Here is a 22779-nt window from a genome sequence, read left to right as displayed (position 1 = left end):
GCATTCCATGCCCTATCAAACCGTTGCTTTAATTGGAAAACCTCAGCACGCTGCAACCCACGACAGCCTCAACATTCTAGCCGAATATTTATTGGCAAAAGGCTGTAAATTATTGGTTGAGGAAAGTATTGCTGAAGAACTTGAAACCGAAAACTTCAAAAGCTGTAACCTTGTCACTATTGGCAAAGAGGCTGACCTTGCCGTTGTGGTAGGCGGTGACGGCAGCATGCTTGGTGCAGCACGTGTGCTCGCTCGCTTTGACATTCACGTTGTCGGTGTAAACCGCGGAAATCTCGGCTTTTTAACTGATATCCACCCCGATGATATTGTTCAACAACTTGACCTTATCTTTAACGGTGAATGCGTAGTAGAAGAGCGCTTCTTACTAGAAGTAGAAGTTTATCGACACGAAAAGCTTAAAAGTAACAACTCTGCTGTAAACGAAGTGGTGCTTCACCACGGAAAAGTTGCCCATATGATGGAATTTGAAATTTACATCGATGAGCAATTTGTATTCAGTCAGCGCAGCGACGGATTAATAGTAGCCACACCTACAGGTTCAACGGCTTACTCTTTATCAGCGGGCGGACCGATTATTATGCCTAAGCTAGATGCACTTACGTTGGTCCCCATGTTTCCTCACACACTGAGCAGCCGTCCAATCGTTGTTGATGCTGACAGTCAGGTATCGATGAAAGTATCAAAGGTTAATAGTGACTCGCTACAAGTGAGTTGCGATAGCCATATTGTTCTGCCGGTGCTACCTGGTGATGAAATTCGAATAAACAAAAGCGTAGACAAGCTTCATCTTGTTCACCCTAAGGGCTACAGCTACTTCAATGTACTTCGTAAAAAGTTAGGTTGGGGTAGTAAGCTTTACTAACCTCCCTGCTCCATTTAGTCGATTCCATGTGCATTTATTACATAAGCCTGTAGCATTTTCTTGATTGCTACAGGCTTGAAAAATAAAGATTTTTTAATCTTCTCTAATTTCCTTAACGAAAACCAAGACTTATAGAAATATAAGACTTCGGCATACCTGTTGCACCTATTACTTCAAGTCGTCAGCACAAGGCCTTTGTTATTTGGCCTAAATGATGTTTCGCATCCCGCTGACTTATTTGCATTCAATAGGAGATATCATGAGTAACACCAATATCAAATTTACAGCCCCTGGAATGGATAACGATGCAGCTGCCAAAACAATCAAGGTATTGGATCAGCGATTGGTTGCACTATTAGATTTACAGTTAACGTTGAAGCACATTCATTGGAATGTAGTAGGACCAAATTTTATCGGTGTGCATGAAATGTTGGACCCGCAGGTAGATGCGGTACGCGAAATGACCGACACAATTGCAGAGCGAATTGCCACGTTAGGTGGCGTACCGAAAGGTACACCAAAAGCCATTGTTGAAGGTCGCAGCTGGAACGATTATGAATTGGGTAAAGGTTTAGTACTTGACCACCTTAAGGCGCTGGATGCCGTATATGACGGTGTAAATGGTGACCATAGAAAAGCGTTAGAGCTTTTAGGTGAAATTGACCCAGTATCGGAAGATATGATTACCGGCCAACTTGCAGATTTAGAACAGTTCCAGTGGTTTGTGCGCGCGCACATTGAGTCTGGCAGCGGTGAGCTACAGCAATAGAATACGTTCACTGTGTTTGCAGATTGTAATCCGAACTATCTGCAATAGATTAAAGTTGTAATGTTAAGGAGAGCTTCGGCTCTCCTTTTTAAGTTTTCCCTTCGCGGCGAATCCGAATTATCGGTTATTCATAACCCACCCTTAAAAGATCGAACCTATACAATTGATTTTACGAATATTATTATCGACGCCGGTTGTTTTTAAATAAATATTTTGCGACTTAACTTTACACAACACAAATACTGTATATATTATCAGTTACTGTATATATCATCATGTTCAACTTTTTTCGAGTGTGGTTATGTTAGCGCATCTTTCTATTTCTAATTTTGCTGTTGTAAAACAATTATCAGTTCAACTGGAAAACGGGTTGACTGCTATAACCGGTGAAACCGGTGCAGGTAAATCAATTGCTATTGATGCCTTAAGCTTGTGCTTAGGCGAGCGCGCCGACGCAAATGCGGTGCGAAAAGGTAGCGCAAAAGCGGAGATCATTGCTCACTTTTCTTTAAACGGCAATGTATTAGCTAAAGCCTTCCTCGATGAACATGAGCTCACCTCAGATGAAGATGAGAATAGCTGCTTTATTCGCAGAGTTATTTCAAAGGAAGGCCGTTCAAAAGCTTTTATCAACGGTATTCCCGCCTCACTTCAGCAGTTAAAAGGCTTAGGCCAGTTTTTGTTGGCCATTCACGGTCAAAATACTCACCTACAGTTGCTGAAAGAAGACCATCAAAGGGAATTAGTTGATGGTTACGCTAAGCACAACGACATATTAGTGCAAGTTAGAGAAACCTACTCTCTTTGGCGTGATAAGCAGCGCACGTTAAAGGCGCTTCAAGAACAAGCCCAGCAGCGCGAAGACAGAATTCAGCTGTTAACTTATCAGGTTCAAGAACTTGATGAATTCGCCATTGAAGAGGGTGAATTTGAAGAGTTAGAAATAGAGCACAAACGCCTGAGTAACGGGCAAAGTCTTTTAGAGCAAGCACAGACTAGCGTATACAATTTATATGAAAGCGATGAAGGCAACGCACTGTCAGTTATACAAAGCAGTATTGAACGTTTAGGCGAATTAGAGACGCACGACGCTAGTTTAACGCCAATCATTGCAATGCTTAATGATGCAGCAATTCAAGTAGAAGAAGCGGCAGGAGAGCTACGTAGCTACTGCGATCACTTAGAGATCGATCCACTTCGCTTACAGCAAGTTGAGGCGCGCTATGCGAAGGCGATGGAACTTGCCCGTAAACATACTGTGATGCCAGAAGGACTTTATCAGCATCACCAAGAGCTAGCCGCCGAATTCAATGCTTTATCGGAACAGGAAACACTGTTAGGTACTCTTGAAGGCGAAGTAGAAGAAGCACGTGCAACGTATTTAACCGCGACCAAAGCGCTTTCTGAGAGCAGGCAACGTGCTGCTGGTAAGCTAAGCGAAGATATTGAAGTGCAAATTCGCCAAATGAATATGCCCCACGCAAAAGTGGATATTCAGATTCAATACGACGAACTTAAGAAGCCGGTGAGCACAGGTCTAGATACCGTAGAATTTAAAGTGTCTACCAACCCTGGTCAAGATGCAGACAAATTAGAAAAAGTCGTATCAGGTGGTGAACTTTCTCGTATAGGACTGGCTATTCAGGTTATCGCGAGCGGCCATCACGCTACCCCTACTATGATTTTCGATGAAGTCGATACGGGCATTAGCGGCCCAACAGCATCAATCGTTGGCGGGCTTTTACGTAAATTAGGTAAACAATCGCAAGTAATGTGTGTTACCCATCTACCTCAAGTAGCGGCACAGGCACATAATCAATTGTTTGTTACCAAGCTTACCGACGGGGAAAGTACTGAAACCCAGATGTTGGCGTTGACGAAGCAAGACAGGATCGATGAGCTTGCAAGACTATTAGCCGGTGATAAAGTAACCAAATCGGCGCTAGCGAATGCAAAAGAACTGCTTAAAAGCGCAGCATCGAACTAAAATGCAGTTGATTGGTCATAGTTGTCAATGTAGCATGCCTTCGCGCTTGCAATAAAACAGTCTCGAAATTCGCTTTAGCGAAGTTCATTGACACTAACAAAGGCAATACTGGACAAATTAACGCATGAAGTTGCAACACCTATTAGTAATTCTTGGTATCACACTAACATCAACCGCTTGCTCGAACTGGATTTATCGAATCGACGTTCCTCAAGGAAACTTCCTTGATCAAAGAGATGTGGAAAAGCTGCGCGTTGGAATGACAAAAGAACAAGTTATTTATGTACTAGGTAACCCTGTTGTTCAAGACTCATTCGACGATGACACTTGGTACTACGTTTACGATATGAAGCGCGGTATGAAAAAGCGTGGTGAAGATTTTCAAAAGCAAATGGTGATTAACTTTGTAGACAACAAAGTGACAACGGTTGAAGGTGACTTCGAGTTATCTGAAGACTTCAATACACCGCTTGATAACTAATTTTGTTTAAAAGGTAGCGTTTCTCGCTACCTTTTTTGTTTCTAATACCCTTCATAAAAACGCCTGTTTTTTAGAGATATATCGCTTACCTACTTGAGGTTTATATGGAACATAGTTTTTGGCACAGTAAATGGCAAAAGAACGAGATTGGATTTCACGAACCTGAAGGGAATGCACTTTTAATAAAGTATGCGTCTTTTCTGTTTGGCGACGATAGTCCTAGCACATCTTTAAAGCGCATTTTTGTACCACTATGTGGAAAGACCCGTGATATTGGTTGGTTACTGGCTCAAGGTTGTGAAGTGGTTGGTGCTGAGCTAAGCGAAGTGGCTATTATACAGCTGTTTGAAGAGCTAGGTGTAGATCCTACCGTTACCACTACTTCCAACGGTAAAATTTACGCTAAAGACGGTTTAACCATTTACGTAGGTGATATCTTTAAACTTACATCAAGCGACTTAGGTGACGTTACGGGCATTTACGATAGAGCCGCTTTAGTCGCGCTGCCTAGCCCGCTTCGCGAGCAATATGCTGCGCATTTAATGGCCATTACTCAATGCGCCCCCCAGCTAATCATTTCTTTCGGGTATGACCAGAATGAAATGGCCGGCCCTCCCTTTAGCGTAAACGAAAAAACCGTCGACGCTCTTTATTCAGCGGACTACAACATTCAAAGGTTAGAGCGCTCGGTGCTTGAAGGCGGTTTGAAAGGCAAAGTAGACGCTGATAATTTGGTATTTGCTTTAACGGCGAAGTAGACTTTTTTAAAATTTGTTGCCAATACAAAGCGTTGAAATGGTTGCTTTAAAGTTTGCGTTTTAGCGCTGATTAACAGCGACACTTAAGCTATTCATACCCACACCAGCTAATGCGACTTGCTTAAATAAATGACTAGAGGCCAAGCAGGGCCTCTATGCCAAACAATATTGCACCTATCAACCCGCCTACGATCGTGCCGTTTATGCGAACTTTTTGAAGATCGCGGCCAATATTCAACTCTACCTGCTCAGCCATTTCACGCTCATCCCAACTATTAATGGTGTCGCGAATGTGACGGGTTAGAAATTCAGCCAACTCAGGCGCCATATATTTAGCCGCTTCTCCAATGTGCTTATTGAACGCTTTTGCTAGCTCACTGTCTTGCGTTAACGTGGTACCCAAATCGTTTAAAAGGCTCGACACCTTTGTTTCTGCTTTACCATTTTGCTGTTCAAGAGACGTTAAAAGCCATTGATGAAACTTGGCCCATGATTGCTGAACATACACGTTTAACGCTGGGTCATTGATGATTTTTTCCCGATAGCTGTTTACCTTTTTCTCCATTAACGGGCTGTGCTGTAGTTCGTAGAGGAATTCGTGTACTTGCTCATCAAATGCATGGCGAATGGGGTGATGCTCATCTTCGTATACATCTTCCAAAATACTTGAAACCGCTTTAACAGCAATGAGTGCCCCCTGCTCGCTTAGCCAACTAGACGGCAATAGCTTTTCAATACGACTGTATTCGGTTTTTAGCCAGACTACTAACGTATCTGCTATGTAGATTTGGGTTTCTGGCTCTGCAAGCAGTGAGGCCAATTTCCCTAACACCCTATCAAGCACTACCTGATGCTGGCGCTCTTTCGTAACGGTGCTTAACGAGGTTGCCATCAATTGCCTAAAATCAAGTTGGTTAATGCCCTTCTGTGCGGTTTTAGCGATAAACGCTTTCACAGGTTTGTCATCGAGCACGCGAAGAACGCCTGCAAAAGCATCGCATAGAAAGCGACTTAAACGGGTAGCGTTTCTATCTTGTGACAACCACCTTCCCGCGCCCTTTGCAGGGTCGCTGTCCCGAATTAGCTTCTCTATTGCTTCAGGATGAAAGAACTTTTCCTTAACGAACAATGACAGGTTATTAGCAATAACAGACTTGTTACTAGCCACGATATTGGTGTGCGGAATGGGGTACTTCGCTGGAATTGGCTTAAATAATGCCGTCACTGCAAACCAGTCAGCTAGACCACCGATGAGCGCCGCCTCACTGGCCATCTTAACAAGCCCCAACCACCATACTCCTTGCAAGTTTGGATAAAACTTGGGAAGTATAACCGTTAAAACAAATACACTTGCGGCAAAAATCAAACAGGCCAATGCAAGCCTTTTAGCCTTATTCAATTGCGTGTACTTGTCCTGCATAAACTACTCCGTTTAAATTACTCGTTTACCATCTTGGTCTATAAGTGGTGTGCCGTCTTCTTTAGCAAAAGGGCCTTGTGGCCATACAGGCAAAATATCCAGTACAGCTTCACTTGGCCGGCATAATTTCACTGTTTCTTTCGCGTTATTAGAATAGGAATTACCTTCAACCCTCCCAAGAGGTAAAGAAACTGCTTTTTCGTATTCACCTTTGGGGATGCAAACAATAGGCCTATTCACCAAGGTGGGATGCTCCAGCATCAATTCAAAGATGATTTCTTTAGTCACTGTTTCATCAAGTAACTCAAATTCGGCAGCATGCGACTTTGTTGTGCGAAGCGCTTGTCGGGGTTAAGGTTAGCTGCATTCAATAAATAAGTTAGTTGTTCACGTTCCCACCCAACACGTAAATACTCAATAACTTGCACCTCATACCCAGCGGCCTTGATCATCGCCAGTACGTTCCTAGACGTGCCGCACTCTGGGTTGTGATAAATCTTTATCATCGCCACCTAACCTCACTAAAAAGTAAAAACCACATATACCAACATACTATTAAAATTCGAGGACAGACACTCGCAAAGGCTAAAACCTTGCCTGTACTCGTTGGACACACACTCAAATAGCTACCTGTACTTCTTGGACACACACTCAAAAAAGCAGCTTGTAACCAAAAAGATGTATTCACATTGAGTGTCTGTCCATTTCTTTAAATAATTTCTTCAAGCGAGTGTCTGTCCCCTTCTGAGCTCCCTTCTGAGCTTAGAGCCATGTGGTGCAGAATGGTCAAATTCGCCATCCGATAGCAGATGAAACTATAAAATTAGCCATTACACTATTAAGGCAGCCTCCCCCCTTTGGCATATTAAACTAACCTTCTGATTTAAAATACTTTTTAAGAGTGGCATGATACGTGAAATGTATTTTATAAATACACAATAAAATTTGTGTTTGATATTAATACCGTTAAAGCGTGTTATTAAGTATTTATAAAATAATCAAGGATATAAGAATATGAAAAAGTCTATTATTGCTAGTGCAGCTATGTTGCTTTCAGCCTCTTTGCTTACTGGCTGCGTTATCCATGTTGGCGACGCTAGTGCATTAGAAGGCAGCGATTTCAGTTCTATTCTAGGCAATATTGACATAGCTGAAGGGAAGCACGCTGGCGATATTTCTTCTGTTAATGGCAATGTGGAAATTAGCGATCATGGTGGCGCGGATGAAGTCAGCATCGTTAACGGAAATCTTGAAATGGGTAGCCATGTGTCTGTCCGAAATATCGATATTGTAAATGGCGATGTAAGTGCAGCTTCACACCTCAATGTGCTTAAGGGTGTAGAGACCGTGAATGGAAATGTTACGCTTCCTACGCAAAGTACAATTGGCGGTAGCGTTGAAACAGTGAATGGAGACATAACAGCAGTTGATACAACCATTGAAAAACACATCAAAACACTCAACGGCGATATTACTTTGTCTGGCTCTTCTCACGTTTTAGGCGATATCGTATATAAGGAAAGTGAAAGCGCTTGGGGTAAGAAATCAGACAACAAACCTACCCTATCGATTAGTGCATCGGTTACTGTGGACGGCAACATTGTTTTGCACCGTCCAGTTAACTTAGATATTGAAAGCGACGAACTTAAGCAAAAAGTCATTGTAAGCTACAGTGGTGCGCAGTAACTTATCAGCTTAATCATTTAAGCTAACATTCTGGAAATGCATGACTGAACAAGAAAAGATGCTTGCTGGCGATTTATACTTTCCGTCAGACAAAACATTATCGGCATTGCGCAAGCAATGCCGTATGCAATTAGACGAGCTCAACACAACTTGTCAAAGTGACCACAAAAAGCGTACAAGACTACTAAAAGAGCTGTTTGGTAGTACTGGAAAAAGGCTTTACATTGAGTCTTCATTCAAATGTGATTACGGCGAAAATATTCACGTAGGCGAAAATTTTTTCGCTAACTTCAATTGTGTGATTTTAGATGCAGCGAAGGTCACGATAGGTGATAACTGCATGATTGCGCCTCAAGTCGGTTTCTACACCGCTACGCACCCATTAGATCCGGTACAAAGGGCAACCGGCATCGAGTTCGCCAAGCCCATTACTATTGGCGATAATTGCTGGATTGGTGGTATGGCGGTCATAAACCCTGGCGTAACGTTGGGAGACAATGTGGTTGTGGCCTCTGGCGCGGTGGTAACTAAGTCTTTTGGCGACAATGTGGTCATAGGTGGTAACCCTGCCAAAGTCATCAAAGAAATAGAGCAAGCCGAATAGAGCATGTGATGTTTTCGGTATCACATGCCTTAAAAAACACCTTTACACGAGTCCATACCAAGTCACATCTATCGATTTAATCTGAACCGGTAATTCAAAGACTCTTCAGGGGCCGCCATTAGTACCTCAAAGGCGGCCCCTGATTTTAGCCCAGTATACAGAGCTAGGTAAAATTAAACGCTATCCCGTTAGTAGTCTAAAGACAAACGCGCTCTATAAATCGTTAATCCCAGTCTGGAGCAAAATCTGGGTTTACAATTCGGTCGCCGTTATCAAGATCATCAATAAGCGCGAGCTCTGAATCAGTTAAATGTACACCACCGTAAGCTAAATTCTCTGCCAAGTGTACTTTACTGGTTGATGAAGGGATTGCGTAAATGTGACGTTTCTCCATCCACGCCAGAACAACTTGCGCAGGCGTCGCATCGTGGTTTTGCGCTATTCGCAATAACGTTTCGTCCTTCATTACTTTTCCTACCGCAAATGGCATATATGCAGTCGCTTTTATGCCTTTTTCCTTACACGCTTCAACAACTTTCTTATTTTGCATGAAAGGATGGATTTCAATTTGGTTGGTGTAAATCTCGCCTTTACCAAGAACCTTTTCGGCCTTATCTAACAAATCAATAGTGAAATTAGACACCCCAATATGACGAGTAAGCCCTTGCTCTTTCGCCTTCGCAAGATTGCCTAAGTAACTTTCGAGTGAAATATCATTACCAGGATATGGCCAATGGATAAGAAGCAAATCAACATATTCTAGCTTCAGCTTTTCTAAGCTTTCGTGAACACTTGGAATAAAATGAGCATCGCCCAATGACTCGTGCCACACCTTGGTGGTGACAAACAGTTCGCTTCTATCAAGGCCGCTGGTTTTTATGGCATCACCAACTTGTGCTTCGTTGTCATAAAATTGTGCGGTATCAATGTGTCTGAAACCAACCTCTAGCGCTTTACTGACTGACTCACGGGCCTCGTCACCTTTCAACCGAAACGTTCCCATTCCTAACTGAGGCATATCTTTCATTACTCTCTCCTTTTCCGTTTTGGTCTTACCCTACTTGACGTAGCAGCTTCACACTTTGCTACGCCATCGCTTAGAAAGAAGATCGTAATCATCGTGACTGAAATCAGAATTAAATGGGAGACAAACTTAGTGATTAAGTTGAAGAATGCACGTCACCGAAATAAAAAAGCCGCTAGCGAACGCTTGCGGCTTTGAGTAATCACTTACACGTCAAGAATAAATTAACTATTACTTACGTTTGGCGGGGCGCCCAGCTCGTTTATTTAAGCCTTGTTGCTTACGCACTTTATGCTTTTTAACCGAGCGACGCATGCGACTTAAACGCGCGTGGTCAAGTTTGCCCTGGCGTACATTAACCATAGTTTGTGTTTCATCCGGCAGTTGAACATGGCTACGAAGCGCGTTCACGTCTTCTAATCCTAGTTCTACCCACGCACCTTGCGGTAGACGCTTCTGCAGTTCAATTGGGCCATATTTAACGCGGATCAAGCGGCTAACTTGCACGCCCTGCGACTCCCAAAGACGACGCACTTCGCGGTTACGCCCTTCTTTCAACGTTACGTTGTACCAACGGTTCATGCTTTCATCTTCAGCATGCTGCGGCGTAGGCGCACCTGAAATTGTCAGGAACTTTGCTTCGCCGTCTTCCAGCTCTACACCTTTTTGAAGGGTATGTAGTGTTTTGCCTGTTACCTCACCGAATACACGTACTGCGTATTCGCGTTCTACTTCACATTTCGGGTGCATCAGGCGGTTGGCTAGTTCACCATCGTTGGTGAATAACAGCAGGCCACTGGTGTTCATGTCTAGACGACCAACGGTGATCCAGCGCCCTAATCGAATGGCGGGAAGGCGGTCAAATACCGTATCGCGACCTTCAGGGTCGTGACGGCTACACAATTCACCTTCGGGTTTGTTGTACATCAACACACGGCAAATTGGCTGTTCTGTTTGACGAGATAGCAAATGACCATCAACACGGATTTGTGCGGTGTGGTCGACTCTATCTCCTAATGTTGCTTTGGTGCCATCGACCGATACTCGGCCTTCTTCAATCCAACGTTCCATTTCTCGTCGCGAGCCTAGCCCTTGGTTAGCCAGTACTTTTTGCAACTTTTCAGTCATGGGTTTTCACTCTTTAATTGCTTGTTTACGGTCGCACGGTCTATTCAGACGGTGCCTCATTTAACACCTTAAGCGGCGAGTCTGACGCAACGCTTTCAGCCATGTTTTCGAAAGCATCAGCATTGGGCAAATCGCTCAACGACGTCATCGAAAAATAGTCTAAGAAGCCTTTGGTAGTTGCGTAAAGCGCTGGTCGCCCAGGTACTTCTTTGTGACCTACTACCTTTACCCAGTCTCGTTCTGTGAGTGTCTTTATAATATTACTGCTTACCGCCACGCCCCTGACCTGCTCTATTTCTCCGCGGGTTATAGGTTGACGATAGGCAATGAGTGCCAAGGTTTCGAGCATTGCTCTAGAATACTTTGGCGCATTTTCCTGCCACAATTTGCTTAACCACGGGCTTAACGCATCTAACGACTGAAAGCGATAGCCACTTGCTACTTCCACCAATTGAATGCCTCTTGGCTGATAGTCTAACTTTAGTTCGTTAATCACCTTACTCAAGGTTCTATCAGCGACGGTAAATTCATTGAGTACCGTTTCTTTTAAATGCTGCTTTGAAATAGGCTTATCAGCAACAAATATTGCTGCCTCTACCAATTGTTTAAGCTGCGCCGTGTTAATTTTCTTCATGGGCACCTAATTTTACATGAATTTTTGCATAAGGACCTGCCTGAATGCATAAAATTAGCTGTTCTTTTACTAATTCTAAAATTGCTAAGAAGCAAACCACTACCCCAGCTTTACCTTCTTCAACCGTAAATAGGCGTTCAAGTGGCGTATATTCAGTTGTTGTGAGTAACGACAAGATGAGCGACATGCGCTCTCGCGTGCTCAGTGCTTCCCGTGCAATAGTATGGTGTTCAAACGCTTCAGCGCGCTTCATGGCCGCACTGAACGCCAATACAATTTCAGCTAAAGACACATCGGGCTCAATGCGAATTGGCGCCACATTCTCACTTAGTTCAACGTGAGTGGTGAAAATATCCCGTTCAAGTCTAGGCTGAATATCTAAATCTTCTGCCGCTTGCTTTACTAGCTCGTATTCTTTTAATCGGCGAATAAGCTCTGCTCGAGGATCTTCTTCTTCGTCGGAATCGTCACTGCGTTTAGGTAGTAGAAGCCTGGACTTAATTTCTGCCAATATGGCTGCCATCAGCAAGTACTCTGCTGCCAGCTCTAATTTTAGCGACATCATGGCATCTACATACTCCATATACTGCTTGGTAACATCAGCGATGGGCAGTGTGGTGATATCAAACTTTTGTTTTCTAATCAGATAAAGTAGTAAGTCGAGCGGCCCTTCGAAGGTTTCTAATATGACCTCTAGGGCATCGGGGGGAATGAAGAGATCTTCAGGCTTTTCAATTAGCGCTTCGCCATTAATAAACGCAAGTGGCAACGGCTGCTGAACAGGTGTCGAAAGCCCCTTCTCAACAGAGGCCTCATTATCGTTATTATTGTCTTCAACAAGCTCTGACACAGTTCCACAACCGTTTTTACGCGCTAACAAAGCGGCGATTATTGATATTATTATTTACGCGTTCACGCGAGAATTTGCAGCGCTTCGCTGTACATCGAAGCACTACAGGCCCTCGCAACATAGTTTACGGTTTCCTACTGTAACTTTCACTCACAACAAGCAAAAGAAGCTAGTTAAAATAGGCTATTTACAACAACCTGTTCAAAAAAACAGTAAAACGAAAGTTACTCGAAGGGAGACGGATCGCCCGTGCCATGTCGCACAATTACCGGCGTGTCTTCCGACAAATCAACCACTGTAGTGGGCTGCTCACCAATGTAACCACCATGAATAATAAGCCCTACTTGCTTTTCTAAGTTGTCGCGAATGACATCTGGGTCTGACTCGGCCATGGTGTTACCTGGCAAAATCAAAGACGTAGACATCAACGGCTCGCCCAACTCTTCTAATAATGCAAGTGCAATGGCGTTGTCGGGCACGCGAATACCTATGGTTTTACGTTTAGGATTTTGCAAACGCTTTGGTACTTCGCGAGTCGCTTTCAACACGAAGGTGTAACGCCCTGGTGTGTTGTTCTTAATTTGCCTGAACGCCGTGTTGTCTACCTTTGCGTAAATTGATAGCTCAGACATGTCTCGACACATTAAGGTAAAGTTGTGATCTTTATCGATTTGACGAATACGACACAACTGCTCAAGCGCCTTTTTGTCTTCCATTTGGCAACCTATGGCGTAGCCTGAGTCTGTCGGATACACCACCACTGCCCCCTCTCGAATTAACTCACAAGCCTGACTAATAAGGCGCTTTTGCGGGTTGTCGGGGTGCACATAGAAAAATTGACTCATAATTACTTCCTTTTCTTAAACGCGCAGAACGATACTACTTTGCCAACGAGGCAAGTGTCTGTCCACTCGTAAAGCTTGCTGGTTAAGCTCGTGGGTAAAACTCGCTTTTAAGCTTTTTACCAACCAACTCTCGGCATTTTAATTAGCTATAGCGCTCATCAACCGTACGTGAACCATTTGCCTTACCTTGCCCATTTATACCGAGAGCTTAGCAAATTAGATTTTCTTAGCTTTCAGCCGTCAGCCCTTCAAATTGTTTCCAATTATGCCATACGGGTGTGAGCTTACTGCTAATGCCGAGGTTCTTACCCAGCTCAGTCCAACGAGACGGAAAGTGAAAATCAGAGCCCGCCGATGCTAGTAACTGATGGGTTTGTGCAAGCTCATTAATAAGCTCTTGTTTGGTTTTATTGATACCTGGAAACGCAGTTTCAATGGCATCGCCACCGGCTTGTTCGAACAAGGCCACCAAACGCCGTAGCCACTTCGCTGTCATATCATAATGAGCAGGATGAGCCAGTACTGCTTGTCCACCTGCATCGTGTATCCACTCGATAGCCGTTTCGATACTTGGCCACTCTGCTTTAACTGCAGCTCGTTTGCCTTTGCCAAGATACTTCTTAAACGCGGCGTCCATACTTGGCACACCGTAGTTGTTTACTAATACGCGCGCAAAGTGCGCCCGTGTCACCTGGCCAACGCCCGCTAGCGCTTTTGCTCGCGTTAGAACACCTTCAAACCCACACTTTTCGAGCTTATCAGCAATTTTTTCAGCTCGGGCTTCTCGGGTTTGAGACTGGCCTTGCAGCCGCTCAAGAAACGTTGGGCAGTGTCTGTCCACATTTAATCCAACTATATGGATATCGAAACTGTGCCAAGTGGTGGAAATTTCAACACCATCAATAATGGTTAAAGCACGTTTTTGCTTCGATTGAGTGGCATGTGCTTCTTCCAAACCGGCTACGGTATCGTGGTCGGTAACGGCAAGCGCATCCACCTGCATGGTGTGCGCGCGAAGGATTAATTCTTCTGGCGTTAGATGGCCATCAGAGAATTTTGTATGACTGTGTAGATCTATTTTCAATGTCTTATGCAAATTTTAGGTTGACACAAACGGAAATTTGTTTTCTTCTATACACACAAAGTATACGTACTAACCGCTTCAAATCCTATTGAAGTTTGGAAAAACAACGAGTAATTCATGCATTCATACAATATTTCAACAGCAATGACAGTTGCAGCTTGGTGGTGGCACTCCCTAACTTAACGGGCGGTGTGCACTGTAGTGCGTGAATGAATACACATAAAGGCCCGTTTATACGGGCCTTTTTTTTGTCTTTTTGCAGTTGGAGAGTAGCAAAAATGAGTTTAGCGGAACTGGGGATTTCTCCAGGTAAGGTAGAGACAATTGAGCAGGTGGGACACTATGTCGATGATCCACTTGCCGCGTTTGCCCACCTTTGTGGCAATAAAAATAACGCATTGCTTTTAGAGTCGGCAGAAATTGATTCTAAAGACGATTTACAAAGCTTGTTAATGGTTGACGCAGCACTGCGCATGGAATGCCGGGGCAATCGAGTTGAAGTGAAAGCACTGACAGGCAACGGCGCTTCAGTGTTACCTTTATTTGTTGACCACGCCCCTGACGGCCTACACGTCAAAGAAAGGACAGACACTTCAATTACGCTGGTGTGTGATGAAGCCGACGGTGAACTTGACGAGGACAGTCGCTTAAAGGCCGCAAGCGTAATGGACGCGCTTCGCATTGTTATCAATAAGATAACGCCAATCCGCCAACATCCCCACGCGGTTTTCTTAGGCGGTGTATTTGCCTACGACATGCTAGCAGGCTTTGAAAAATTACCCGATGTTGCAGAAGGTGAAAATGACTGTCCAGACTTTGTGTTTTACCTGGCAGAAACTTTAATTACCGTTGACCACCAAACCCGCGAAACTCATTTAATTGGCAGTGTTTTTAGCGGACAAGACGTTGCCCAGCAATACTTTGCCATTGCTCAGCGCTTAGAAGCAATTCATCAGCAGCTACACGATATGCCCGCTGAGCCAGTGCTAGTAGGTGCAAATACAGCAAAGATTGCTGATGTAGAAAGTGAAGCACAAAGCGAAGCTCAAAGCGGACAGTCACTCGTTTCCGACTCAGAAAACTCAAACGAAACCGAAAACGGACAGTCACTTTCTTCTTTTGACCCAAGCGTTGAAGTTAGTGTTGATTTAAGCGATGAACAGTTCTGCAACCATGTGCTGGACTTAAAACAGCACATTTTAGCCGGCGACATTTTTCAGGTTGTGCCCTCGCGCACATTCTCTCTCCCCTGTCCGTCGCCGCTACTTGCTTACGCTAAACTTAAAGAATCAAACCCAAGCCCTTACATGTTTTACATGCAAGATGCCGCTTTCAGCATATTTGGCGCCTCTCCTGAATCAGCGCTTAAATACGAAAGAGAAAGTAATCAGGTAGAGATCTACCCGATTGCCGGTACCCGTCCACGTGGCAAGCGCCCTGATGGCAGTATCGACAGAGATTTAGACAGCCGTATTGAGCTTAACCTTCGCGAAGACACCAAAGAAAAGTCTGAGCACATTATGCTGGTTGACCTTGCTCGAAACGATGTGGCAAAGGTGAGTCGCCCAGGCACGCGCTGTGTGAAAGACTTGCTAAAGGTTGACCGTTACTCTCACGTGATGCACTTGGTATCGCGCGTGGTTGGCCAGCTACGTGACGACTTAGATCCACTGCACGCTTATCAAGCCTGCATGAATATGGGCACTCTAGTTGGCGCACCGAAAGTAAGTGCAGCAACGTTAATTCGTGAAGTAGAGAAAAAACGCCGCGGCAGTTATGGCGGCGCGGTTGGCTATTTGAACGGTCAAGGCGACATGGACACTTGTATAGTCATTCGCTCAGCGTTTGTGAAAAACGGCACGGCTTATATTCAAGCGGGTGCAGGTGTAGTATATGACTCGGTTCCACAAGCTGAAGCTGATGAAACCCGCGCTAAGGCACAAGCGGTAATTGGTGCAGTAAAAGCAGCGCTACAAGAAGAAGCTGAAAGTATCAACGTTGCATTAAATGAAGGAGGCAACGCGTGAATCAGCAAGTGACCACCCTATTTTTGCTCGACAATGTAGACTCATTTACCTACAACCTTGTGGACGAACTGCGCACCTTAAACCTAGACATTATAGTCTATCGCAACACGGTTTCAGCAAATGCTCTGTTTGAAAGAATGCAGGAACAAGCAACGAAAGGCCCAGTGCTTCTTATGCTGTCGCCAGGCCCAGGTGCACCAAGTGAAGCTGGCTGTATGCCTGAGCTACTTAAAAAAGTACACGGCGTGTTCCCCGTAATTGGTATTTGTTTAGGCCATCAAGCTATTGTTGAGCATTACGGCGGCACCGTAGGTCGCGCCAGCCAAGTTATGCACGGCAAATCTTCTGCCATTACTCATTCTGAAGATGCTATGTTCAAAGGCTTACAGCAGCCCTTACATGTAGCACGCTACCACTCTTTAGTGGCACATTCATTGCCTGAAAACCTTACTGTTTGCGCATCTACAATAAACGATGACGGCAGTGAGGCCGTAATGGCAGTTTACAACAGTGAAGATCGCATGTTGGGTTTCCAATTTCACCCAGAATCTATTTTAACAGCCCACGGCAGTTTACTGTTAAAGCAAAGTATTGACTATTTAACGTTACAGGGAGCGAACCATGCTTAACGCAGGCCCTCTACTAGAACAAATTATGTTGCGAGAATCACTGTCGCAAACCGAGGCATACAGCTTGTTTAACAGCATCATGCACGGTGAGCAAAGCGAGGTGATGATTGCTTCAGTGCTGACTGCGCTGAAAATGAAAAAAGAATCTCCCAGCGAAATTGCGGGTGCGGCGAGTGCCATGGTTGCCAATGCACTGCCCTTTCCCACACCGTCTTATGAGTTTGCAGATATCGTTGGTACAGGCGGAGATGGCCACAACACCATTAATATTTCCAGTGCAGCCGGTGTAGTTGCCGCATCTTGTGGCGTGAAGGTGGCGAAACACGGTAATCGCAGTGTATCGAGTAAGTCTGGCTCTGCTGATTTGTTTCGCCAGTTTGGTCTTAATTTAGAAATTAGCCCAGAAACATCCCGCAAGTGTTTAGATGAAGCAAATTTCACATTTCTTTTTGCACCGGTTTATCACGCCGGTATGCGCCACGCAGCCCCCGTGCGCGCTGCGATGAAGACCAGAACCTTATTTAATATACTGGGGCCGCTGGCAAACCCGGCGGGTCCAACTCATGGCGTTTTCGGCGTATACTCGCCTGAACTGCTTGAACCTTACGCAAAAACCCTTATGCTGCTTGGCCAACACCGCGCAATGATAGTGCATGGCGATGGCTTGGATGAACTAGCGCTTCACGGCGAATCAATGATTTACGACCTTGAGCATGGCGATATTCGCAAGCTTACCGTTACCGCCGAAGACTTCGGTTTACCTCATTATCCTCTTTCTGCGATTGAGGGCGGTGAACCTGAAGAAAACAGACAATTTGTTGAAGCAGCGCTAAACGGCGAAGGTAAAGAGGCGCACCGTGCCGCTATCGCCATGAACTGCGGGGCACTGTTGAAAGTAACCGGCAAAGCCTCAACCTTCAAAGAAGGGGCTGAAATGGCGATGAACGCTATGGCCGAAGGGTTACCCATGCAGTCATTAACGAAGGTTGCCAAAATTACTCAGGAGGTAAGCACGAATGGCTAATGTGCTTGAGAAAATTGTTGCAGACAAACGAGAAGAAGTGGCCGCACGCAAAGAAGCACTGCCGCTAGAAAGCTTCAAGGCGAATCTAGTTCCTTCCGAAAAGAGTTTATTTGCCGCACTTAGTGAGCCAAACGCAGGCTTTATCTTCGAATGCAAAAAAGCATCGCCTTCAAAAGGCCTTATTCGAGAGCATTTCGATTTAGACGAGATCTTAGCGGCTTACACCCCTTATGCTGCCGGTATTTCTGTGCTGACAGACGAGAAGTACTTCCAAGGTAAATTTGAGTACTTAGCTTATGTTACTGAGCGTATTGCTCAGCCTGTGCTTAACAAAGATTTCTTCGTTGATACCTATCAAGTGTATCTAGCCCGTCACTATAATGCCGACGCAGTGCTATTAATGCTTAGTGTGCTAAATGATGACGAATATCGCGAGTTGGCAAGCGTTGCCAATGGCCTGTCATTAGACATTCTTACCGAAGTAAGTAATGAAGAAGAAATGGAGCGCGCTATTGCCCTTGAAGCGAACATCATTGGTATCAATAATCGCAACTTACGCGACCTTTCTACCGATTTAGCCACAACCGAACGCCTTGTGCCCATGCTTGAAAAAGCCACGCACGACTACGTGGTTATTTCAGAGTCGGGCATATACACACATCAAGACGTGCTTCGTTTAGCGCCTGTATCCCAAGGCTTTTTGGTGGGCAGTGCGTTAATGGCAGAGGCTGACCTACCGCGCGCTGTGAAAACGTTAGTGAATGGCGCAGTTAAAGTGTGCGGGCTTACCAACCCCGAACAAGCGCAAATGGCGTTTGATAAAGGCGCTAGCTTTGGCGGGCTTATCTTCGCTGAAAAATCGCCACGCTATGTGAGCGAAGCACAGGCTTTGACTATAACGCAGAGCATCGACGGTGCTTTTGTTGGTGTGTTCGTTAATCACGACATTGATGAAGTGGCATCACTCGCCGCCTTGCTCAACCTTTTTGCCGTGCAGCTTCACGGCAGCGAAGATGACACCTACATTTCAGCGCTTGCTACCAAGCTTCCAGAAGGTTGTGAAATTTGGAAAGTCGAAGGTGTTAAAGCAACCTCTTCTGGCGCACTACCAGACGCGGTGGACAGACACTTAAATAATAGCCTTGTAAGCCGTGTTCTTCTGGATTGCCAAGTGGGTGATGCCAAAGGCGGTACAGGCGAAGCGTTCAATTGGCAGCTATTAAACGATATCGAAGCGAAGCATAAGTTAGTGCTTGCTGGCGGTATAAACGCCCAGAATGTTGCAGAAGCTATTGCAACCGGCTGTGGTGCTATTGATGTGAATTCAGGCGTAGAAACCGCACCCGGCGTGAAAAGCGAAGAAAAACTCGATGCGCTCTTTGCCATTTGCCGCCGTTACTAATTTAAATACAGGACAACGTAATGAACCAGTTAGATACAAAATTTGGTGAATTTGGTGGCATGTACGTGCCCGAGCTACTTATTCCAGCACTAGACCAACTGGAAAAAGCATTTTTGGATGCCAAGGACGACCCGACATTTAACGAAGAGTTTTTATCTCTGTTAAAAGACTACGCCGGTCGCCCCACATCAATGACGTTAACTCGCAATCTAGTAAGTAACCCGAAGGTAAAATTATACCTAAAGCGTGAAGACTTGCTTCACGGTGGCGCACACAAAACTAACCAGGTGTTGGGCCAAGCGCTGCTGACTAAACGCATGGGTAAAAAAGAGGTTATCGCCGAAACTGGCGCAGGCCAACACGGTGTTGCCACCGCGTTAGCATGTGCATTGTTGGGGCTTAAAGCACGCATTTATATGGGTGCGAAAGACGTTGAGCGTCAAGCGCCAAACGTGTTCCGTATGAAGCTTATGGGCGCAGAGGTTATTCCTGTAAATGCCGGTTCTGGTACGCTTAAAGATGCCGTAAACGAAGCCATGCGCGACTGGTCGGCAAACTATGATAAAGCCCACTATTTGTTAGGCACAGCCGCGGGCCCACACCCGTTCCCGACTATTGTTCGTGAATATCACCGTATGATTGGTGAAGAAACTCGTGCACAAATCATGGAAAAAGAAGGTCGCTTACCTGACGCCGTAGTAGCATGTGTGGGCGGAGGCTCAAATGCTATCGGTATGTTTGCAGACTTTATTGATGAGCCATCTGTACGCCTAGTTGGCGTTGAGCCTGCGGGTAAAGGTGTGCACACCAAAGAGCACGGCGCAACTATCGTGACGGGTACAAAAGGTATTCTTCACGGCGCTTACACCTTCATCATGCAAGACAAAGAAGGCCAGATTGAAGAGAGCTACTCAGTATCTGCTGGTCTCGACTACCCTGCTGTTGGCCCTCAGCATGCCTATCTTCACGACATTGGACGAGCGGAATACGTGGCCGCTACCGACGAAGAAGCGCTGAACGCATTCCAATTGCTTGCAAGAAAAGAAGGTATTATTCCTGCCCTTGAATCGTCGCATGCCTTAGCGCACGCGCTCAATATGGCAGATGACGCGGAAGAAGAAACCATCATCGTAGTTAACTTATCAGGTCGTGGCGACAAAGATTTAGCGCACGTTATCAACATTTTAGGGGACGATTTATAATGGATAGATATGCACAAATGTTTGCCGGCCTTGATGAAAAGAACCAAGGCGCTTTCGTACCTTTCGTAATGGTGGGTGACCCCGATTTAGCGCAATCTGAAGCCATTATTTGCCAGCTAGTAGAAAGCGGTGCTGACGCACTTGAGTTAGGTATACCTTACTCTGACCCCATCGCTGATGGCCCCACGATTCAAGCTTCTGCTATTCGCGCATTAAATAACAAGGTGACGGTAGCAGATTGCTTGGGTGTTATTTCACGTGTTCGCGCAAAATATCCTAATGTGCCTATCGGCTTGCTTCTGTACAGCAACTTAGTAATGGCCCAAGGCATCGAAAATTTTTACAATAAAGCGCAAGAGGCAGGCGTTGACTCAATTTTGGTCGCTGACGTTCCTATTCGCGAAGCAGCACCTTTTCAAAAAGCAGCCGAAGCCACTGGCATTTCACAAATTCTGATTGCACCACCTAATGCTACTGACGAAACCATGGAAAAAATCGGGGAATACTCGAAAGGTTACACGTATTTGCTGGGGCGTGCGGGCGTTACTGGCGCAGAAACTGCCGCAAACGTGCCTGCTTCAGAGCTTATTGAGCGCTTGAACAAACACAAAGCAGCGCCAGCATTGTTAGGCTTTGGTATTTCTACACCGGAACAGGTTAAATCTGCTATTGACGCAGGTGCCGCTGGCGCAATTTCAGGCTCGGCGACAGTGAATATTATCGCTGCCAATTTATCGGACAGTCACAAAATGCTAAGCGAGCTCGGCAGCTTTGTTGAAAGCATGAAAGCCGCTACGGCAAAAGGATAAATGTATGCTATATATGATTTGTGCAACCGATGTGGCGGATAGTCTAGAAAAACGACTAGCGGCGCGACCTGCTCACCTTGAACGCCTGAATGCATTAAAAGATGCGGGCCGTTTAGTTATGGCAGGCCCCTTCCCTGCTGTAGATAGCCCAGACCCAGGTCCGGCCGGATTTACTGGTTCGCTAGTAGTCGCAGAGTTTGATTCACTAGAAGCTGCTCAAGCATGGGCCGATGCTGACCCGTACATCGAAGCAGGTGTTTACGAAAGTGTTGTTGTTAAACCTTACAAAAGGGTTTTGCCTTAGTTTTTAGCTAAACGCTAAGTAGCAAACTGCGATAAATAACGAAAGCCCCTTGAGACCGAATAGCTCCGGTTTTAAGGGGCTTTTTTGTTGCCTCAACAGTAACAAAGCTAACACTTATTTATCGAACTAGTGTGGACAGACACTCACTTGCTAGACTAATGAGGACACACACTCGTAATTGTTTGCCAAGCTTCCTTTGGTTGATAATGGGCAGCCATTTATTAATCAGCCAACAATCGCAATAAACAATCCCTTGTGGACAGACACTCGCTCCTCTGAGTAAGTCTCCCAAGGCCTCCAAGCTTCGCCATAAAATTGGCCCATTATACTGCGTTTAAAGATCGACCTTTTCGTGTTCACCCATCTCTTCTGGCTTTACCGTTTTACCAGTAAGCATTTTAAACATGCCTTTGAGTGAAGGGTCTGCATCCCACACTTCTGCATCTATAAGTTCGAAGCGAAGCATTAATAAAGAAGGATCATCTTTACCTTTCTCGAACCATGCTTCTACTGGATTAGACCAGTATTTATCAATCACCTCTTTACGTGATTCAACAGTGAGGTTGCCTCGGATACAAGCAAATACATCATGACCTTTGGATGCAAAATGAACCATGGCTTTTCCACCTTTAGCAATGCGGTTGTCTCGACTAGTGTAAAACCAAAACTCGCTATCAGCGTCTTTATCAAGTTGGGCGTACATAGGCTCGGCATGCATATCCTCGCCTACCAGACTTACCATTACTTTTGGACTATCTGACATTGCTTTCCACATTGTTTTCTTAATATCGCTAGACATAGCTCCTCCTTGTTGAAAATAAGTGTCTGTCCGACGTTACTATTGAATGGGGTAGTTGAACTAAACGCCTTATTTTCATTTTATTGATTCATCTGAAGCTTATGCCTCGCACGTGGCATGCCAAAAAAGTCAATATCATCCCGCTCAGCTGCCAAAAGAGTTATTGAGAAACGTAAGCTCTTCACTACACACTAGTTAGGTACAGCTTTGGACACACACTCATACATCCATATGAGCGTTGAGAACTAATTTACAAAAACCGTGGACAGTCACTCGTTTGCACAATAAACATTGGTCCCCCTTAATAACAATCAACAAAGTGGACAGACACTTTTTCAAAATAAGAGTAAAGATTACTCAATATGACTTACTAACGAGAGCACTTAAATATATGCGCCACTTTGAAGCTTAGAAATAGACTTGTGGACAG

The 22779-nt window shown here is 45.0% G+C and carries 22 protein-coding genes and 1 pseudogene; 14 read left to right on the top strand and 9 right to left on the bottom strand.

What is annotated here, in order from left to right:
• Positions 1–7: 7 nt before the first annotated feature.
• From nadK to tmpT, 5 genes are all read left to right on the top strand, one after another.
• Positions 8–883: an NAD(+) kinase gene (gene nadK / locus BIZ39_RS09105; RefSeq protein ID WP_014948959.1), complete on the top strand. Its 876-nt coding sequence runs from the start codon at positions 8–10 to the stop codon at positions 881–883.
• A 259-nt stretch (positions 884–1142) separates the two neighbouring features.
• Positions 1143–1652 (top strand): DNA starvation/stationary phase protection protein Dps, encoded by a 510-nt coding sequence (dps, locus tag BIZ39_RS09100; protein WP_014976104.1) that lies wholly within the window; start codon positions 1143–1145, stop codon positions 1650–1652.
• Between the two features lie 301 nt (positions 1653–1953).
• Positions 1954–3639 carry a DNA repair protein RecN gene (gene recN / locus BIZ39_RS09095; protein ID WP_156078154.1) on the top strand — a complete coding sequence of 562 codons (1686 nt, stop codon included), beginning with the start codon at positions 1954–1956 and terminating at the stop codon, positions 3637–3639.
• Between the two features lie 124 nt (positions 3640–3763).
• Entirely contained in the window at positions 3764–4120 is a 357-nt protein-coding gene (locus tag BIZ39_RS09090) for an outer membrane protein assembly factor BamE (RefSeq protein ID WP_012517879.1), read from the top strand.
• Positions 4121–4224: 104 nt separating this feature from the next.
• Positions 4225–4878, top strand: a complete 654-nt coding sequence (gene tmpT / locus BIZ39_RS09085; protein ID WP_168533240.1) for a thiopurine S-methyltransferase — start codon at positions 4225–4227, stop codon at positions 4876–4878.
• A gap of 133 nt (positions 4879–5011) precedes the next feature.
• Here tmpT and BIZ39_RS09080 read toward each other — a convergent pair whose 3' ends face one another.
• Together BIZ39_RS09080 and BIZ39_RS09075 are read right to left on the bottom strand one after the other, a co-directional pair.
• Positions 5012–6298: a DUF445 domain-containing protein gene (locus tag BIZ39_RS09080; RefSeq protein WP_168533238.1), complete on the bottom strand. Its 1287-nt coding sequence runs from the start codon at positions 6296–6298 to the stop codon at positions 5012–5014.
• A 12-nt stretch (positions 6299–6310) separates the two neighbouring features.
• Positions 6311–6804: pseudogene (locus tag BIZ39_RS09075) on the bottom strand (arsenate reductase family protein).
• Positions 6805–7312: 508 nt separating this feature from the next.
• Here BIZ39_RS09075 and BIZ39_RS09070 point away from each other — a divergent pair.
• Together BIZ39_RS09070 and BIZ39_RS09065 are read left to right on the top strand one after the other, a co-directional pair.
• A complete protein-coding gene (locus tag BIZ39_RS09070; RefSeq protein WP_049586818.1) occupies positions 7313–7984 on the top strand; it encodes a hypothetical protein in 672 nt (223 codons plus the stop codon).
• 40 nt (positions 7985–8024) lie between these two features.
• Positions 8025–8588 carry a sugar O-acetyltransferase gene (locus BIZ39_RS09065; protein WP_187446824.1) on the top strand — a complete coding sequence of 188 codons (564 nt, stop codon included), beginning with the start codon at positions 8025–8027 and terminating at the stop codon, positions 8586–8588.
• A 223-nt stretch (positions 8589–8811) separates the two neighbouring features.
• On the opposite strand, the gene dkgB is transcribed toward BIZ39_RS09065, so the two are convergent.
• The 6 genes from dkgB to BIZ39_RS09035 form a co-directional block, all read right to left on the bottom strand.
• On the bottom strand, positions 8812–9615 hold the full coding sequence (dkgB, locus tag BIZ39_RS09060; protein WP_039225720.1) for a 2,5-didehydrogluconate reductase DkgB: 804 nt from the start codon (positions 9613–9615) through the stop codon (positions 8812–8814).
• Between the two features lie 228 nt (positions 9616–9843).
• Positions 9844–10740 (bottom strand): 23S rRNA pseudouridine(2605) synthase RluB, encoded by an 897-nt coding sequence (gene rluB / locus BIZ39_RS09055; RefSeq protein WP_014948949.1) that lies wholly within the window; start codon positions 10738–10740, stop codon positions 9844–9846.
• 40 nt (positions 10741–10780) lie between these two features.
• A complete protein-coding gene (gene scpB, locus BIZ39_RS09050; RefSeq protein ID WP_014948948.1) occupies positions 10781–11374 on the bottom strand; it encodes an SMC-Scp complex subunit ScpB in 594 nt (197 codons plus the stop codon).
• The gene (locus BIZ39_RS09045) at positions 11361–12224 is read right to left on the bottom strand and encodes a segregation and condensation protein A (protein WP_168533234.1); all 864 of its coding nucleotides are present in this window, start codon (positions 12222–12224) and stop codon (positions 11361–11363) included. The genes scpB and BIZ39_RS09045 overlap by 14 nt, the downstream gene beginning before the upstream one ends.
• 224 nt (positions 12225–12448) lie before the next feature.
• Positions 12449–13069 carry an L-threonylcarbamoyladenylate synthase gene (locus tag BIZ39_RS09040; RefSeq protein WP_014948946.1) on the bottom strand — a complete coding sequence of 207 codons (621 nt, stop codon included), beginning with the start codon at positions 13067–13069 and terminating at the stop codon, positions 12449–12451.
• 226 nt (positions 13070–13295) lie between these two features.
• Positions 13296–14153, bottom strand: coding sequence for a PHP domain-containing protein (locus tag BIZ39_RS09035; protein ID WP_187446823.1), 858 nt, complete (start codon positions 14151–14153; stop codon positions 13296–13298).
• 278 nt (positions 14154–14431) lie between these two features.
• Here BIZ39_RS09035 and BIZ39_RS09030 point away from each other — a divergent pair, with 278 nt between their 5' ends.
• From BIZ39_RS09030 to BIZ39_RS09000, 7 genes are read left to right on the top strand one after another with little or no spacing between them, the layout of a single operon-like run.
• Complete coding sequence (locus tag BIZ39_RS09030) at positions 14432–16180, top strand: anthranilate synthase component 1 (RefSeq protein WP_187446822.1); 1749 nt, start codon at positions 14432–14434, stop codon at positions 16178–16180.
• On the top strand, positions 16177–16809 hold the full coding sequence (locus BIZ39_RS09025) for an aminodeoxychorismate/anthranilate synthase component II (RefSeq protein ID WP_049586830.1): 633 nt from the start codon (positions 16177–16179) through the stop codon (positions 16807–16809). The genes BIZ39_RS09030 and BIZ39_RS09025 overlap by 4 nt, the downstream gene beginning before the upstream one ends.
• Entirely contained in the window at positions 16802–17833 is a 1032-nt protein-coding gene (gene trpD / locus BIZ39_RS09020; RefSeq protein ID WP_049586832.1) for an anthranilate phosphoribosyltransferase, read from the top strand. Before BIZ39_RS09025 ends, trpD begins: the two co-directional genes overlap by 8 nt.
• Positions 17826–19235: a bifunctional indole-3-glycerol-phosphate synthase TrpC/phosphoribosylanthranilate isomerase TrpF gene (gene trpCF / locus BIZ39_RS09015; protein WP_049586834.1), complete on the top strand. Its 1410-nt coding sequence runs from the start codon at positions 17826–17828 to the stop codon at positions 19233–19235. The genes trpD and trpCF overlap by 8 nt, the downstream gene beginning before the upstream one ends.
• Positions 19236–19255: 20 nt before the next feature.
• Positions 19256–20437, top strand: coding sequence for a tryptophan synthase subunit beta (gene trpB, locus BIZ39_RS09010; protein WP_049586836.1), 1182 nt, complete (start codon positions 19256–19258; stop codon positions 20435–20437).
• A complete protein-coding gene (gene trpA / locus BIZ39_RS09005) occupies positions 20437–21246 on the top strand; it encodes a tryptophan synthase subunit alpha (protein ID WP_049586837.1) in 810 nt (269 codons plus the stop codon). Before trpB ends, trpA begins: the two co-directional genes overlap by 1 nt.
• A gap of 4 nt (positions 21247–21250) precedes the next feature.
• On the top strand, positions 21251–21550 hold the full coding sequence (locus BIZ39_RS09000) for a YciI family protein (protein WP_061094662.1): 300 nt from the start codon (positions 21251–21253) through the stop codon (positions 21548–21550).
• A 334-nt stretch (positions 21551–21884) separates the two neighbouring features.
• Here the strand turns inward: BIZ39_RS09000 and BIZ39_RS08995 are convergent, their stop codons facing one another.
• Positions 21885–22349 (bottom strand): pyridoxamine 5'-phosphate oxidase family protein, encoded by a 465-nt coding sequence (locus BIZ39_RS08995; RefSeq protein WP_039230397.1) that lies wholly within the window; start codon positions 22347–22349, stop codon positions 21885–21887.
• Positions 22350–22779: the final 430 nt, after the last annotated feature.

It is taken from the genome of Alteromonas sp. BZK5 (assembly GCF_014349115.1).
Lineage (GTDB): Bacteria > Pseudomonadota > Gammaproteobacteria > Enterobacterales > Alteromonadaceae > Alteromonas > Alteromonas macleodii.
Note: the sequence above shows the minus strand (reverse complement) of the source record. Positions and strands in the feature narration are given on the sequence as shown.

What these genes read in the sequence shown, in the direction of transcription:
- BIZ39_RS09080 (WP_168533238.1), bottom strand. Translation starts at nt 6,298, where the DNA reads ATGCAGGACAAGTACACGCAATTGAATAAGGCTAAAAGGCTTGCATTG.
- BIZ39_RS09000 (WP_061094662.1), top strand. Translation starts at nt 21,251, where the DNA reads ATGCTATATATGATTTGTGCAACCGATGTGGCGGATAGTCTAGAAAAA.
- BIZ39_RS09065 (WP_187446824.1), top strand. Translation starts at nt 8,025, where the DNA reads ATGACTGAACAAGAAAAGATGCTTGCTGGCGATTTATACTTTCCGTCA.
- dkgB (WP_039225720.1), bottom strand. Translation starts at nt 9,615, where the DNA reads ATGAAAGATATGCCTCAGTTAGGAATGGGAACGTTTCGGTTGAAAGGT.
- scpB (WP_014948948.1), bottom strand. Translation starts at nt 11,374, where the DNA reads ATGAAGAAAATTAACACGGCGCAGCTTAAACAATTGGTAGAGGCAGCA.
- trpB (WP_049586836.1), top strand. Translation starts at nt 19,256, where the DNA reads ATGAACCAGTTAGATACAAAATTTGGTGAATTTGGTGGCATGTACGTG.
- dps (WP_014976104.1), top strand. Translation starts at nt 1,143, where the DNA reads ATGAGTAACACCAATATCAAATTTACAGCCCCTGGAATGGATAACGAT.
- BIZ39_RS09090 (WP_012517879.1), top strand. Translation starts at nt 3,764, where the DNA reads ATGAAGTTGCAACACCTATTAGTAATTCTTGGTATCACACTAACATCA.
- nadK (WP_014948959.1), top strand. Translation starts at nt 8, where the DNA reads ATGCCCTATCAAACCGTTGCTTTAATTGGAAAACCTCAGCACGCTGCA.
- tmpT (WP_168533240.1), top strand. Translation starts at nt 4,225, where the DNA reads ATGGAACATAGTTTTTGGCACAGTAAATGGCAAAAGAACGAGATTGGA.
- BIZ39_RS08995 (WP_039230397.1), bottom strand. Translation starts at nt 22,349, where the DNA reads ATGTCTAGCGATATTAAGAAAACAATGTGGAAAGCAATGTCAGATAGT.
- trpCF (WP_049586834.1), top strand. Translation starts at nt 17,826, where the DNA reads ATGGCTAATGTGCTTGAGAAAATTGTTGCAGACAAACGAGAAGAAGTG.
- BIZ39_RS09070 (WP_049586818.1), top strand. Translation starts at nt 7,313, where the DNA reads ATGAAAAAGTCTATTATTGCTAGTGCAGCTATGTTGCTTTCAGCCTCT.
- trpA (WP_049586837.1), top strand. Translation starts at nt 20,437, where the DNA reads ATGGATAGATATGCACAAATGTTTGCCGGCCTTGATGAAAAGAACCAA.
- BIZ39_RS09040 (WP_014948946.1), bottom strand. Translation starts at nt 13,069, where the DNA reads ATGAGTCAATTTTTCTATGTGCACCCCGACAACCCGCAAAAGCGCCTT.
- BIZ39_RS09030 (WP_187446822.1), top strand. Translation starts at nt 14,432, where the DNA reads ATGAGTTTAGCGGAACTGGGGATTTCTCCAGGTAAGGTAGAGACAATT.
- trpD (WP_049586832.1), top strand. Translation starts at nt 16,802, where the DNA reads ATGCTTAACGCAGGCCCTCTACTAGAACAAATTATGTTGCGAGAATCA.
- recN (WP_156078154.1), top strand. Translation starts at nt 1,954, where the DNA reads ATGTTAGCGCATCTTTCTATTTCTAATTTTGCTGTTGTAAAACAATTA.
- rluB (WP_014948949.1), bottom strand. Translation starts at nt 10,740, where the DNA reads ATGACTGAAAAGTTGCAAAAAGTACTGGCTAACCAAGGGCTAGGCTCG.